Source organism: Vibrio vulnificus CMCP6, assembly GCF_000039765.1.
GTDB lineage: Bacteria > Pseudomonadota > Gammaproteobacteria > Enterobacterales > Vibrionaceae > Vibrio > Vibrio vulnificus_B.
On the sequence record NC_004459.3, the window covers coordinates 3171222 to 3184031 of the forward strand.

The window sequence follows — 12810 nt, forward strand, 5'->3', positions numbered from 1 at the left end:
CCTCGCCAAATAGGAGCAAAACTTTTGCGGTTTTCTCCTTTTGTAACGTTTTTTTCATAAGGATAATCTGTAATAATGCAGCCTTTGTCACACAAAAATATAGAAACATGACTGTAGAAAACACAGCACTGACCCTGAAAAAACGCTTTCGCGGCTATTTTCCTGTTGTCGTCGATGTTGAAACCGCCGGGTTCAATGCCCAAACGGATGCCCTCTTAGAAATTTGCGCCGTCACACTATCCATGGATGAAAACGGTGATCTTCACCCTGCATCGACCATTCACTTTCATGTTGAACCCTTTGATGGGGCAAATCTCGAAAAAGAAGCACTTGAGTTCAACGGCATTCGCGACCCGTTTAGCCCATTACGCGGCGCAGTGACGGAACAAGAAGCGCTAAAAGAGATCTATAAACTCATCCGTAGAGAACAAAAAGCCGCTGATTGTAGCCGCGCCATTATGGTGGCACACAACGCAGCGTTTGACTTAAGTTTCGTTAACGCCGCTAATGAGCGTTGCAAACTTAAACGAGTCCCGTTTCATCCCTTTGCCACTTTCGATACCGCAACGCTCAGTGGCTTAGCTTATGGCCAAACTGTACTGGCGAAAGCGTGTAAAACCGCAGGGATGGAATTTGACAATCGTGAGGCCCACTCGGCGCTTTACGATACCGAAAAAACCGCAGAGCTGTTCTGTGGCATCGTCAATAAATGGAAAGCGCTTGGAGGCTGGCCATTAATTGAAGATGAAAACGAAAAATAATAAGTAAACACAACTACCTGAGAAAACTATGAATCCTGTCGTTATATCTGTTTGCGTCATGCTAATTTTAGCCTTGATGCGAGTGAACGTGGTGGTCGCCCTCACGTTCAGTGCCATCGTTGGTGGCCTTGTTGCTGGAATGGGCCTAGGCGATACCATCGCTGCTTTTGAAAGTGGCCTTGGTGGAGGTGCAACCATCGCACTGAGCTACGCCATGTTGGGCACCTTCGCAGTTGCTATTTCGAAATCGGGCATTACTGACCTGCTTGCCAGAAGCGTAATTAAGCGCCTTAACGGCAAAGAAAGTGACGCTTCAACCACCGGCTTAAAATACGCTGTTTTGGTCGCGCTCGTACTGGTGACCATGTCATCGCAAAACGTCATTCCTGTCCATATCGCCTTTATTCCCATTTTAATTCCACCTCTATTGGGCGTATTTGCAAAACTCAAACTCGATCGTCGATTGGTCGCTTGTGTGCTGACATTTGGCCTGATTACGCCATACATGGTCTTGCCTGTCGGCTTTGGCGGTATTTTCCTCAATAACATCCTATTGAAAAACCTGCACGATAACGGTTTAGAAAGCGTTGTCGCCAGCCAAGTACCGACCGCAATGCTCCTACCAGGTGCGGGTATGGTGTTTGGTCTTTTGACTGCTATTTTCTTTAGCTACCGCAAACCTCGCGAATACCGTGAAACCGAGCTGACCGTGGTGCATGAAGAAAGCGAAGGCATCAACAAAAAGCACATTCTGGTTGCAGCCCTAGGTATCATCGCAGCTCTTAGTGTTCAGCTATACACGGGTTCAATGATCATTGGTGCACTGGCTGGCTTTATGGTCTTCACCTTTGGTGGTGTCATTGCTTGGAAAGAGACTCATGATGTATTCACTAAAGGTGTTCATATGATGGCAATGATCGGCTTCATCATGATCGCCGCCGCTGGTTTTGCTGCGGTAATGAAACAAACGGGTGGCGTTGAAACACTGGTAGAATCGCTGTCAACCAGCATCGGTGACAACAAAGGCCTCGCTGCTCTTCTTATGCTTGTGGTCGGTCTGCTTGTTACGATGGGGATTGGTTCTTCTTTCTCAACCATTCCAATCTTAGCAACCATCTACGTTCCGCTTTCCATCGCTTTTGGTTTTTCACCGATGGCAACCATCGCTCTTGTGGGTACCGCAGCAGCGCTTGGTGACGCAGGTTCACCCGCTTCTGATTCAACGTTAGGCCCAACTTCTGGCCTGAATGCCGACGGGCAACACGAGCACATTTGGGAAACGGTTGTTCCAACCTTTATCCACTACAATATCCCGCTCATTATTTTTGGTTGGATCGCAGCTATGGTGCTGTAAGCACTTTAATACGTTGTACGATCGACAATCATAAAGAAGCCGCTCTGTTGAGCGGCTTTCTCTTTCAATAAAAATAGGTTGGTCTTTTCAGCGTGTCTCGCTGGCCTATTTCATCGCGTTATTTTCATCACACTATTGAGCGGGCATATTCTCGACAATGCGCTCACGGATCAACTTTAACGTCGGTTCGGTGGAGAGGTAATCGATCTCGATTGGAAAATACGCATCGTTAATTTGCAATACTAAACTTGGGTAAGAGTTTACGCCTAAGCTTCGAGCTAAACTCAGTTGATCTTCAAAGACACCTTCCAATAAACGCCCCGTCACATCGTTTTCAAACTGTTGAACATTGAGTCCAATTTCTTGCGCAAGCTGGCGATGTGTCGCTTCATCATGTGGCGGCATGGCGCGCAAATAATACGCGTGTTGGATCGCCTCTAGCATTTGCTCATAAGAATCTTGAAAACCTGCGGCAATCACCGCACGACACGCCTGATAGGTACTACGAACTGGTGTACAACTTGTCCAAAACTCATAATTAAATTGAGTCCCTAGGCGCTGTTCAATTTGATGCCAAATGCTTTCAATTTTTTGCTGCATTTCAGGTGGCATCGGCAATGTTGAATCTGGCGCTAAGCCGCCAACCACATACTCAAACTGAATGACTCCAGGTAACTGTTGCTTCAATTTTTCCAAGGTAGGTTTGTATCCCCAGCACCAGCTGCACATAGGATCATGGACGTAATATAGTTTGATTTTCATGGTAGTAACTCAAAAACAAAAAGGAGCCAAACAGCTCCTTCGTATTCTATCTTCGTTTGAAGATAACCACTACCGAAACTCTTTCAAGCTCCATAGTGGTTGGCCAAATTATTCCGCGTCGCTGCCCGCTGCGCGTGCTGCCGCTTCTTTGATCAATGGTTGAAGTTCGCCTTTTTGGAACATCTCAATCACGATATCACAACCGCCAATCAACTCACCTTCAACCCATAGTTGTGGGAAAGTAGGCCACTCCGCGTATTTTGGCAACTCAGCACGAATATCTGGGTTTTGTAGAATGTCTACATAAGCAAATTTTTCGCCACATGCCATCAATGCTTGAGCTGCTTGAGAAGAAAAACCACAGCTTGGTAGCTTTGGAGAACCTTTCATGTAGAGAAGGATTGGGTTTTCTGCGATTTGTTGTTTGATTTTGTCGATAGTTTCCATTGCTTCCTCGTTCACGGAATGACTGCAAATTTTTCGCACATTCTACCTTATTAGTGCAGAATAAAAAGCACATAAAATTAAGGGCTATTGTCCGTACTAGATCCGCATTAGAATGACAAAGAAATTTCATATCAAAAAGCGGATTTTTCCTTTTAATAAAGTAAAAACTTGCTAAACTATAGCGCAAGTCAGTCATATTGACAGTCGATTCGTTGATGAATCATCAAACGGGTTGATTTAATTATAAATTCACTGGAAGCAACCGAAGGTAATCCCTTCATATAAATGGAGAATCGAGCAATGGCATTTGAACTACCAGCTCTTCCTTACGCAAAAGACGCGCTTGAGCCACACATCTCTGCAGAAACTCTTGAGTTCCACCACGGCAAACACCACAACACTTACGTTGTGAAACTGAACGGCCTAATTCCTGGTACTGAATTCGAAGGTAAAACTCTAGAAGAGATCATCAAGACTTCTACTGGCGGTATCTTCAACAACGCAGCGCAAGTATGGAACCACACTTTCTACTGGCACTGTCTTGCTCCAAATGCAGGCGGCGAGCCAACAGGTGCAGTTGCAGAAGCGATCAACGCAGCATTCGGTTCATTCGAAGAGTTCAAAGCAAAATTCACGGATTCAGCAATCAACAACTTTGGTTCATCTTGGACTTGGTTGGTGAAGAAAGCTGACGGCTCTCTAGCAATCGTTAATACTTCAAATGCGGCAACACCAATCACTGAAGAAGGCGTAACTCCACTACTGACTGTAGACCTATGGGAACACGCTTACTACATCGATTACCGCAACCTACGTCCAGACTACATGAACGGTTTCTGGGCACTGGTTAACTGGGATTTCGTTGCAGAGAACCTAGCGAAATAATTTTCGCCCCTTAAGTTCCAATTTAGTCATACTTGAAAGCCCGCATTCGCGGGCTTTTTGTTTATTTTCCCTAAAGTTATCTGCCGACGTGCCGCTAATAAAGCATCACACGGAGAGCCGCATGCAGATACACACATTAGACAAAGCAAGCATCATTAACGAGCTGAGCTTCGGCAATGGCATTAGCCAAGCCGTTCAGCAAGGACGTCGTGCCGACTTTGCACTGCTGCTTTCGATGTTTTCTGAAGACGCTCGTCACATCACCCCCGTAGAACAAATTGAAACGCAGGAAATGACGAATGCCGTGTTGCGTAAGCAATTTGGTTTGTCTGAACCTCAAAAATTGAGAAGCGATCAATCAAGTTACGCGATTTCTGCAGAACAAGCGAAACAGTTCCACAATGCAGGGCTTCCTTCTGCCAAACTGAGTCACTATCTCAGCGCAGAGCCATTGGCTTATATGCCAGAAGAGACGTTTGATCTACCAGAAGAGGTTTATCAAAACCTTTCTGGGCACGAGCGAACAAAACTCGCAACCCCTGAAGTTAAATTGCTACCAGAAGCAGGGTTGTACAACCACCTATCCACTGCACTGGTCAAAGCGAAATTTGCCGCTTACGCGTAACACGCTGTTTATCGTTGTATTTACTGGCATGGCACGGATCAACTTTGCTAGACGCTATGCGACAATTTTTCATCCCTCAGAACACCAAACTGTGACTGTTTACAAATATCTCATCATCTCTTTTGCACGATTAACCGTTGTTTGAAGTTATTCACACAGCGTACCCAATTTCTCACCCAAGATGAAAGTACGGTCTGAATGCTTGAGGGAGAGCAACGAGATGGATATCAAGAACGCTTTGATTTTAGTGACGAGTGCGGGCTCATTATTGGGCAGAACAGTGGCAGCGCACTTTGCGCGTCTCGGTGCCATTGTTATTCTCTGCGACCAAGACCAAGCTGCATTGAATGATACGCACAAAGAGCTTTATGCCATCACTCAAGATGTTTATCCGATCACCTTGCAAGACTACAGTCAATCTTCCATCCAATCCTTGTTTGACCACATTCAGGCACAGTTTAACCGAGTCCCTAATGTACTCGTAAACTGTTGGACCAGCTCTCCTCTGCCACTTTTGAATACTGAAGCAACATCAGAAGGCTTCATAGAAAAGCTATCAAGTACCGCAGGCGCACTATACGGCTATGTGCAAGTGTGCGCGGAACGAATGCGACGCACCGAAACGAAAGGCGTGATCGTTAATGTTATTTCGCACGATGACCATCAAAATTTTACCGGTGTTGAGAGTGTGACTTCCCTAGTTTCGGGGTTTACCCACAGTTGGGCGAGAGAGCTCACCCCTTTTAATATTCGCGTTGGCGGTGTGATCCCTTCGATCTCTCATCTTCACGGACAAATAGACGCGACACATTGGGCTCAAGTGCAGGATGAACTCATTCGCAACGCTGAGTACATCGTCGCCAATGAGTATTTCAGTGGCAGAGTGGTGACCACCGAAATCTAACTGAACTCAAAAAATCAAACTGAAAAAAAGCCCCGGTCTTTCGACTGGGGCTTTGATCTTTTTCCCGATTTTTTTAGGTTTCGTGCTAGCGAAAACCTACCTCATTCCTGAGTCTTACTTCTTGCTGACACTTAGTGACTAAGTATCAGACTTATTTTTTCGCTTTTGGCGCTACTTGGTCTGCTTTCTTCTTGATTACAGTCGTACCTTCGAAAGTTTCACCTTCAACGAAAGCTTTACCGTAGTAAGAAGCCAGTAGAACTTCTTTTAGCTCAGCGATTAGTGGGTAGCGTGGGTTCGCACCAGTACACTGGTCATCGAACGCTTCTACTGCTAGTTCATCAACTTTCGCTAGGAAGTCAGCTTCAGCAACACCTGCCGCTTGGATAGACATTGGGATGTCTAGGTTACCTTTTAGCTCATCCAACCATGCTAGTAGACGTTCAATCTTCTGAGCAGTGCGGTCACCAGCTTGGCTTAGGCCTAGGTGGTCAGCAACTTCAGCGTAACGACGACGTGCTTGTGGACGGTCGTATTGAGAGAACGCAGTTTGCTTAGTTGGGTTATCGTTCGCGTTGTAACGTACCACGTTAGAGATAAGTAGAGCGTTCGCCAAACCGTGTGGTAGGTGGAACTCTGCACCGATCTTGTGCGCCATAGAGTGACATACACCTAAGAACGCGTTCGCGAATGCGATACCAGCGATGGTCGCTGCGTTGTGTACTTTCTCACGAGCGATTGGGTCTTTTGCACCGTTCGCGTAGCTTGAAGGTAGGTACTCTTTTAGCATCTTAAGTGCTTGTAGAGCCTGACCATCTGAGTATTCGTTCGCAAGAACAGATACGTAAGCTTCTAGAGCGTGAGTCACTGCATCGTAACCACCGAATGCGGTTAGAGACTTAGGCATGTTCATCACTAGGTTCGCATCTACGATTGCCATTTGAGGAGTCAATTCGTAATCCGCTAGTGGGTACTTAGCACCAGTCTTGTCGTCAGTCACAACCGCGAATGGTGTAACTTCTGAACCTGTACCTGAAGTGGTAGTGATACATACAAGTTCAGCTTTCTTACCCATTTTAGGGAACTTGTAGATACGTTTACGGATATCCATAAAGCGCATTGCAAGTTCTTCGAAGTGAGTTTCTGGGTGCTCGTACATTACCCACATGATCTTCGCAGCATCCATTGGTGAACCACCGCCTAGCGCTAGAATCACATCTGGCTGGAAGCTTTGCATTGCCGCTGCGCCTTTCTCTACAACAGATAGCGTTGGGTCAGCTTCAACATCAAAGAATGTTTGAACTTCCATGCCTTGAGCTTTAAGAAGTTGTACTACGTCATCTGCGTAACCGTTGTTGAATAGGAAACGGTCAGTTACTAGGAATGCGCGTTTCTTACCTTCTAGGTCGCTTAGTGCGATTGGAAGGCTACCACGACGGAAGTAGATTGACTTAGGTAGTTTGTGCCACAACATGTTTTCAGCTCGCTTCGCAACAGTTTTCTTGTTGATTAGGTGCTTAGGACCTACGTTCTCAGAGATAGAGTTACCACCCCATGAACCACAACCAAGAGTTAGAGATGGTGCAACGTTAAAGTTGTAAAGGTCACCGATACCACCGTGAGTAGTTGGGATGTTTACAAGGATACGTGCAGTCTTCAGTTTGTCACCGAAGTAACGGATACGGTCTGCGTTTACGTCTTGGTTAGTGTATAGACCAGATGTGTGACCGATACCGCCGATTTCAACCATGGTTACTGCTTGTGCAACTGCGTCTTCGAAGTCATCAGCACGGAATAGACCTAGAGTTGGAGATAGCTTCTCGTGAGCAAATGCGTCATCGTAAGACACTTTGCCTAGGCCTTCACCAACGAGAACTTTAGTATCAGCAGGAACTTTAACACCTGCCATTTCAGCGATTGCTGCAGCTGGCTGGCCAACGATTTTCGCATTTAGTGCGCCATCGATTAGCAGTACTTTACGTACTTTTTCTGCTTCAGCTTTGCTAAGTACGTATGCTTTGTGAGAAGCAAAACGCTCTTTCACTTCGTCGTATACTGCGTCAACAACGATTGCAGCTTGCTCAGAAGCACATACTACGCCGTTATCGAACGTCTTAGACATTAGGATAGATGCAACTGCACGTTTGATGTCCGCAGTTTCATCGATAACAACAGGAACGTTACCTGCACCTACACCGATTGCTGGCTTACCAGAAGAGTAAGCAGCTTTAACCATGCCTGGACCACCAGTTGCAAGGATAAGTGCGATGTCATCGTGCTTCATAAGCGCGTTAGAAAGCTCTACAGATGGCTGGTCGATCCAACCGATGATGTCTTTTGGTGCGCCAGCTGCTACCGCTGCTTCTAGAACCAGTTTCGCTGCGTCGTTAGTCGAGTTTTTCGCACGTGGGTGTGGCGAGAAGATGATACCGTTACGAGTCTTCAAAGAGATCAGTGATTTGAAGATTGCAGTCGAAGTTGGGTTAGTGGTTGGAACGATACCGCAGATGATACCTACTGGTTCAGCGATAGTCATCGTACCTAGGTTGTCATCCTCTTCTAGGATGCCACACGTTTTTTCGTCCTTGTATTTGTTGTAGATAAACTCAGATGCAAAGTGGTTCTTGATTACTTTATCTTCAACAATACCCATACCAGATTCTTCAACCGCCATTTGTGCTAGCGGGATACGAGCTTGGTTAGCGGCTAGAGAAGCTGCACGGAAGATTGCATCTACTTGCTCTTGAGAGTAAGTAGCGAACTCTTCTTGCGCTTTCTTAACGCGTGCAATCATCGCATCTAGTTCAGCCATATTAGTTACAGGCATAGGGAATCTCCTAAAATTAACAAATATTAAAAACTTTTTAGTAAGGCTACTTGTCTATCGTTTTTACTGTTTATCAGTAAGTTACTGAACAACCGACTTAGTAAATTGCTTTCAGGGCTGAGTATAATATTTCAGAGTGTGAAAAAAATTGACTTGGATCAGTTCACACACTCTAAATACCCCCAAAGTGGTGCTTTAGTACAACAAAAACCGCTAATTCATTGATAAACAAGTAAATTAAAAGTTACTTTTGGTTGAGCAAAAAAGAAGCAAACGAACCAAAAGGTCAAATTAACAACAAAACCTTGTAAAAAAGTTTCATCATAAATCTACAAAATTACATAAAATTACATGTAGACGAGAAATTCTGTGCTACTGAGAGTATATCCAAATGGTTAACTCGCTAAAGAAGCGCGCTTGGTTTTTATCAAAAATGTGCGAATGTTAACGTTTATGTAAATTGATTGGATGTTCGCGAAGGATTATACACAACAAAGTGTGACAAATTATTTTACAACTCTTTCAATAATTAGTTTTTCTCAGCAATCAAACAGCTCACACGTTAGTTTTTTTCATTCGTGAAGTCGCGCAATATCGACTATATTTCGCCAACAATCTGTTCTCCTATCTTTCGTGTGGTTTCTCTAATGCAAACGTTCGAAGTCGCTATCTTTTTGCAGTTTTTCTTAGGCTTAGTGGCCGCAGTAAACCCTGTGGGCATCATGCCAGTATTTGTGTCGCTTACAGGCCACATGACACCGGAAGAAAAATACAAAACCGCACTTACCGCCAATGTGGCGGTGGCGATTATTCTGACCGTTTCATTGCTAGCCGGTCAGATGCTACTCGACATGTTTAGTATTTCTCTCGACTCCTTCCGCGTTGCCGGTGGTTTACTACTACTTAGCATCGCCTTTTCGATGATGAGCGGTAAGTTGGGTGAAGATAAACAAAACAAACAAGAGCAGTCGGAATACGTGAGTCGCGAACAAATTGGTGTTGTGCCTTTGGCAATGCCTTTAATGGCAGGCCCTGGTGCGATTAGCTCGACCATCGTTTATGGCTCTCGCTACCCAAGTATGTTCGATACCATGGGTATTGTGATCACTATAGTTGCCTTTAGCTTTTGCTCATGGCTGCTATTTCGCTCAGCGCCAATTATCGTTCGCTTTTTAGGGCAAACAGGCATCAACGTGATCACCCGTATTATGGGTCTTATCTTGGGTGCACTCGGCATCGAGTTCATCGCCAATGGCCTGCGTAATCTCTTCCCCGGATTAGCCTGATTCCCGATTTAAAGGTATGATGTTGCAACGTTTCAACTATGTCGCAGCATCATGTCACGCCAGTCACTCAAGCATCATCTTTACGTTATTATTTTCGGTACGCACACGCCCGCAGGCAGAGCCTTTGATATTGGCTTGATCATCGCGATTTTGACCTCGCTGCTGGTGCTTTTACTCGAATCTATCCCGTCGATTCGCGCTCAGTGGGCAAGCGAACTCAAATACCTTGAGTACGGTTTTACCGCCCTATTTACGCTCGAGTATTTGCTGCGTTTATATTGCTCACCAAAACCTGCCGCCTACGCACGCAGTTTTTATGGTGTGGTGGACTTACTGGCGATACTGCCGACCTATCTTGCCTTTTTATTCCCATCAGCGGCTTTTATGGGCGTAATTCGACTGCTGCGTGTGATGCGTATCTTCCGTATTCTGAAACTCGTCCGTTATTTGCAAGACTCAAATTTGCTGATGCGCTCCTTGCTGATGGCTCGAAGAAAAATACTGATATTTTTCAGTGCGGTGGCTATTTTGGTGACCATATTTGGCGCCCTGATCTACGTGATTGAAGGTCCGCACAATGGCTTTACCAGTATTCCCAAAAGTATCTACTGGGCCATTGTGACGATTACGACCGTAGGCTATGGTGACCTCGTGCCACAAACCGATCTAGGCAAAGCCATCGCGTCGCTGACAATGTTACTCGGTTACTCAATTTTGGCAGTGCCGACGGGGATCATTACCGCCGAACTCAACCAAGAGATGAACTCACACCGGCAATTGGTCAAGTGCCCTAACTGCTCACGTGCTGGACATGAATCCGATGCACTCTTTTGCAAACACTGCGGCAGTGAACTGGCGGATCCCGATAAACGAGTGGTCGCCGTCCAAAACGCAGAAACCGACAAAAAATAAGCGCTCGTGTGAGCGCTTGATTACCTTGTTACATGAGCCGTAGCGGCTTCAACATCCGTCTGTGATGGTTTCCACGGCAAAGTCCGCCCCCGGTTCCATCGCGGCGGTATATTTGACGTAGCAACGACTATCTTCAATGGCTTTATTGAAATCCACAATGTTGTCATCGGCCAACCATTGTGACTGCGTAATGATCCACCAATCGGGATCTGAGACTGAGCCATTATTGTGTGCAGCCCAAACCCATTCACGTTCTAAATCATGGTACCCCGTGTCAATTTGTAAGAAGCTTTCCATTCCACCACGCGAGACACTCGGATAACCATATTGCACAATCCCGTAATTTGGCACGTGGTAGGATTCAATAGCTTCCATCCCTTCCACAGCGGCTTTTCCATACGCCATCTCCGCCGCATTCGTTACGGCGCCAGCTAAACCTTCGACGACGGAACGCCGTGCATCGGATTGCAAATTCAGGAATCTTGGCGCAGCGACCACCGCTAACACGGCAACAAGCACAATCACTACGATCAATTCTATTAGTGTAAAACCTCTAAATTTCTTATACATACAGCACACCACTCTCAAAACCCACGCTAAAGTAGGTCATCAATGTCAACGAACTGTCATTGAAAAAATAAAAAAGCGCCTTTTAGGCGCTTTTTAGAATGATGTCTCATATTTGAGTTATTGCTTCTCAGCAAGAATGATTCTTAGCGTACGACGCAAAGGTTCTGCCGCGCCCCAAAGAAGTTGGTCACCCACGGTGAATGCGTTAAGGAAATCATCACCCATCGACATTTTGCGTAAACGGCCAACAGGGATTGAAAGCGTTCCTGTCACTTTAGCTGGCGTTAGCTCTTGCGCGGTAATGTCACGCTCGTTTGGAATCACTTTAACCCACTCGTTGTCGCTAGCAATGATCTCTTCAATTTCATCAAGAGGGACATTTTGCTTAAGCTTGATAGTCAGCGCTTGTGAATGGCAACGCATTGCACCGATACGAACACAAGTACCATCGATTGGAATTGGAGAGTTTTGTAAACCAAGGATCTTGTTCGCTTCTACGCCACCTTTCCACTCTTCTTTACTTTGACCGTTTTCGCGTTTCACGTCGATCCATGGAATCAATGAGCCAGCTAGAGGCGCACCAAAGTTGTCAACTGGGAACGAGCTGCTGCGCATCGTTTCCGCAACCTTACGATCGATATCAAGAATAGAGCTTGATGGGTTGGCCAACTCTGAACTTACGGCATCATTGATCACGCCCATCTGAGAAATCAGTTCACGCATGTTCTGCGCGCCTGCACCAGAAGCCGCTTGGTAAGTCATCGCACTCATCCACTCGACCATACCTTGTTTGTATAGTCCACCTAACGCCATTAGCATTAGAGAAACGGTACAGTTACCACCTACAAAGGTGTTTGTGCCGCTATGGATGCCTTGCTGAATTTGAGCTAGGTTAATTGGATCAAGAGTGATAATCGAATCTGGAGCCATACGCAGCGTAGATGCCGCATCGATCCAGTAGCCTTTCCAACCCGCTTCGCGCAGCGCTGGGTAAACCTTTTCTGTATAACCACCGCCTTGACAAGTGATGACTGCGTCGAGCTGTTTCAACGCATCAATATTGAATGCATCTTGTAGTAAACCAGCATCTTTACCAAAATTTGGCGCTGGAATACCAATTTGAGAGGTACTGAAAAAGACTGGTTCAATCAGATCAAAGTCTTTTTCTTCAACCATGCGCTGCATCAGCACCGAGCCAACCATGCCACGCCAACCAACTAAACCCACTCTCATCACATTAACTCTCCGTGTATTCAAATAACAAAATAAATTTGCATTAATAGTTCTATTTTCTAGGCAAAATCTCAAGCACTAATTGACGAAAACGTCCAACTTTTTCGTTTTGATTTGTTAAGGTCGCAAAACTTCATGATTTAGCTTTGGTAAGAGCTCTGACCGAGCAGGATTTCCTACCCGGCCGCCACATTCACATATGAAGCACATTTATTTCACATTACACAACACTTAAAACTAATTA

12 protein-coding genes are annotated in these 12810 nt (G+C 45.6%); 7 read left to right on the forward strand and 5 right to left on the reverse strand.

Features of this window, described 5'->3' with window-relative positions; genetic code table 11:
* Positions 1-107 precede the first annotated feature (107 nt).
* A complete protein-coding gene (rnt, locus tag VV1_RS14730; protein WP_011080905.1) occupies positions 108-761 on the forward strand; it encodes a ribonuclease T in 654 nt (217 codons plus the stop codon).
* Between the two features lie 28 nt (positions 762-789).
* On the forward strand, positions 790-2115 hold the full coding sequence (locus VV1_RS14735) for a Na+/H+ antiporter family protein (protein ID WP_011080906.1): 1326 nt from the start codon (positions 790-792) through the stop codon (positions 2113-2115).
* Between the two features lie 132 nt (positions 2116-2247).
* Here VV1_RS14735 and VV1_RS14740 read toward each other — a convergent pair whose 3' ends face one another.
* Entirely contained in the window at positions 2248-2877 is a 630-nt protein-coding gene (locus VV1_RS14740; protein ID WP_011080907.1) for a DsbA family protein, read from the reverse strand.
* Between the two features lie 108 nt (positions 2878-2985).
* The gene (locus VV1_RS14745) at positions 2986-3324 is read right to left on the reverse strand and encodes a Grx4 family monothiol glutaredoxin (RefSeq protein ID WP_011080908.1); all 339 of its coding nucleotides are present in this window, start codon (positions 3322-3324) and stop codon (positions 2986-2988) included.
* A gap of 300 nt (positions 3325-3624) precedes the next feature.
* On the opposite strand from VV1_RS14745, the gene sodB reads away from it, so the two are divergent.
* The 3 genes from sodB (at position 3625) to VV1_RS14760 (ending at position 5738) form a co-directional block, all read left to right on the forward strand.
* Entirely contained in the window at positions 3625-4209 is a 585-nt protein-coding gene (gene sodB / locus VV1_RS14750) for a superoxide dismutase [Fe] (protein ID WP_013572124.1), read from the forward strand.
* A gap of 121 nt (positions 4210-4330) precedes the next feature.
* Entirely contained in the window at positions 4331-4834 is a 504-nt protein-coding gene (locus VV1_RS14755; protein WP_043921056.1) for a VC2046/SO_2500 family protein, read from the forward strand.
* A 220-nt stretch (positions 4835-5054) separates the two neighbouring features.
* Entirely contained in the window at positions 5055-5738 is a 684-nt protein-coding gene (locus VV1_RS14760; protein WP_011080911.1) for an SDR family oxidoreductase, read from the forward strand.
* A gap of 151 nt (positions 5739-5889) precedes the next feature.
* Here VV1_RS14760 and adhE read toward each other — a convergent pair whose 3' ends face one another.
* Entirely contained in the window at positions 5890-8565 is a 2676-nt protein-coding gene (gene adhE / locus VV1_RS14765) for a bifunctional acetaldehyde-CoA/alcohol dehydrogenase (protein ID WP_011080912.1), read from the reverse strand.
* A 647-nt stretch (positions 8566-9212) separates the two neighbouring features.
* On the opposite strand from adhE, the gene VV1_RS14770 reads away from it, so the two are divergent.
* On the forward strand, positions 9213-9851 hold the full coding sequence (locus VV1_RS14770) for a YchE family NAAT transporter (protein WP_011080913.1): 639 nt from the start codon (positions 9213-9215) through the stop codon (positions 9849-9851).
* 51 nt (positions 9852-9902) lie between these two features.
* Positions 9903-10763, forward strand: a complete 861-nt coding sequence (locus VV1_RS14775) for an ion transporter (protein ID WP_011080914.1) — start codon at positions 9903-9905, stop codon at positions 10761-10763.
* Positions 10764-10811: 48 nt separating this feature from the next.
* Here the strand turns inward: VV1_RS14775 and VV1_RS14780 are convergent, their stop codons facing one another.
* Positions 10812-11333 carry a prepilin-type N-terminal cleavage/methylation domain-containing protein gene (locus VV1_RS14780; RefSeq protein ID WP_043921057.1) on the reverse strand — a complete coding sequence of 174 codons (522 nt, stop codon included), beginning with the start codon at positions 11331-11333 and terminating at the stop codon, positions 10812-10814.
* Positions 11334-11450: 117 nt separating this feature from the next.
* Positions 11451-12566 (reverse strand): aspartate-semialdehyde dehydrogenase, encoded by a 1116-nt coding sequence (gene asd, locus VV1_RS14785; RefSeq protein WP_011080916.1) that lies wholly within the window; start codon positions 12564-12566, stop codon positions 11451-11453.
* Positions 12567-12810: the final 244 nt, after the last annotated feature.

What these genes read in the sequence shown, in the direction of transcription:
- rnt (WP_011080905.1), top strand. Translation starts at nt 108, where the DNA reads ATGACTGTAGAAAACACAGCACTGACCCTGAAAAAACGCTTTCGCGGC.
- VV1_RS14735 (WP_011080906.1), top strand. Translation starts at nt 790, where the DNA reads ATGAATCCTGTCGTTATATCTGTTTGCGTCATGCTAATTTTAGCCTTG.
- VV1_RS14740 (WP_011080907.1), bottom strand. Translation starts at nt 2,877, where the DNA reads ATGAAAATCAAACTATATTACGTCCATGATCCTATGTGCAGCTGGTGC.
- VV1_RS14745 (WP_011080908.1), bottom strand. Translation starts at nt 3,324, where the DNA reads ATGGAAACTATCGACAAAATCAAACAACAAATCGCAGAAAACCCAATC.
- sodB (WP_013572124.1), top strand. Translation starts at nt 3,625, where the DNA reads ATGGCATTTGAACTACCAGCTCTTCCTTACGCAAAAGACGCGCTTGAG.
- VV1_RS14755 (WP_043921056.1), top strand. Translation starts at nt 4,331, where the DNA reads ATGCAGATACACACATTAGACAAAGCAAGCATCATTAACGAGCTGAGC.
- VV1_RS14760 (WP_011080911.1), top strand. Translation starts at nt 5,055, where the DNA reads ATGGATATCAAGAACGCTTTGATTTTAGTGACGAGTGCGGGCTCATTA.
- adhE (WP_011080912.1), bottom strand. Translation starts at nt 8,565, where the DNA reads ATGCCTGTAACTAATATGGCTGAACTAGATGCGATGATTGCACGCGTT.
- VV1_RS14770 (WP_011080913.1), top strand. Translation starts at nt 9,213, where the DNA reads ATGCAAACGTTCGAAGTCGCTATCTTTTTGCAGTTTTTCTTAGGCTTA.
- VV1_RS14775 (WP_011080914.1), top strand. Translation starts at nt 9,903, where the DNA reads ATGTCACGCCAGTCACTCAAGCATCATCTTTACGTTATTATTTTCGGT.
- VV1_RS14780 (WP_043921057.1), bottom strand. Translation starts at nt 11,333, where the DNA reads ATGTATAAGAAATTTAGAGGTTTTACACTAATAGAATTGATCGTAGTG.
- asd (WP_011080916.1), bottom strand. Translation starts at nt 12,566, where the DNA reads ATGAGAGTGGGTTTAGTTGGTTGGCGTGGCATGGTTGGCTCGGTGCTG.